Raw genomic sequence first — 1,093 nt, 5'->3', positions numbered from 1 at the left:
GCTCTCGGTAATTGTGATCACGCTTGAAAATGTTAATACGCTCGCGATAAATCGTGCATTTCCAGTACTTCTCTCCTACTAAGTCGGTTAATCTGCAATCACTACAAAAATAAATAGCTATATATTTATCCGGCAAATCGATTGAATTTTGCCTTTTCGTAACGCTGCGCCGAGAAGTAAGGAAGTCTCTATGAATCTAACCATAAGAAAGCGACTGTATATTCTTTCCATCATTCCAGTACTCACCATTGCACTAGGTATGATGTGGTTCACCTACCTGCAAACTAACGCTTATAACCAACAGCAAATTGATCAGACCCACACCACCATGATGGCGATGAAAAAAGCCGAGCTGAAAAACTATGTTCAGATGGCTCGCTCAGCGATTGAACCGCTACTCAAGAGAAATGCGACATTAGAAGAAGCTCTTCCCGTTTTACGAGAGCTGGAATTTGGTGAAACGGGCTACATCTTCGGTTACAACTCCAAAGGCGTCCGTGTTGTGGTCGGCAAGAACGACAAAGGCATCGGTGAAAACTTCTATAACCTGCAAGACAAGAAAGGTAATTACCTGATTCAAGATTTGCTGAAAAACGCCAAAACGGGTGAATTCACTACCTATTACTTCCCGAAACTAGGACAAACAGAGGCGCTACCGAAATTGAGCTACTCAATGTTCATTCCTGAGTGGGATTTAATGATCGGTACCGGCTTCTACACCGATGACATTGATGCCGTCATTGCAGAAATGGAAGCCTCAGCCCATGACGCGCTCAACACAACTCTAGTGGCCATCGCGCTGTTCTGTGTTTCTATCGCTGCCGTAGTTGCTATCTTCGCCGTGTTTGTGAATCGTAGCATCATGCGACCAATCGAACAGTTTGATGCCTCGATCCAATCCTTCGCGCAAGGCGATGCCGACCTTACGGCACGCATGCACGAGTCCAACGTACCTGAGTTCAAACAGTTAGCGCACAACTTCAATATCTTTGTTGAAAGCCTGCAGGGCATCATTAAGAGCGTGACTCAAGTTGGTGAAGAAGTCGTCGCAGAAACCAACAACATGTCGCAACGCGCCTCTCAAGTCGACGAA

General features: G+C 45.6%; 1 protein-coding gene. It reads left to right on the top strand.

All coding sequences use genetic code 11. From position 1 onward, the window contains the following. Window positions 1-190 precede the first annotated feature (190 nt). Window positions 191-1,093, top strand: a 903-nt coding sequence (locus tag R7E00_RS24830) for a cache domain-containing protein (protein ID WP_140342932.1), incomplete at its 3' end; no start/stop codon positions are given.

The sequence above is a fragment of the Vibrio sp. Vb1755 genome (assembly GCF_033338635.1).
Taxonomy (GTDB): Bacteria; Pseudomonadota; Gammaproteobacteria; order Enterobacterales; family Vibrionaceae; genus Vibrio; species Vibrio alginolyticus.
The sequence above is the reverse complement of the archived record's forward strand: the minus strand, read 5'-3'. Positions and strand labels throughout refer to the sequence as shown.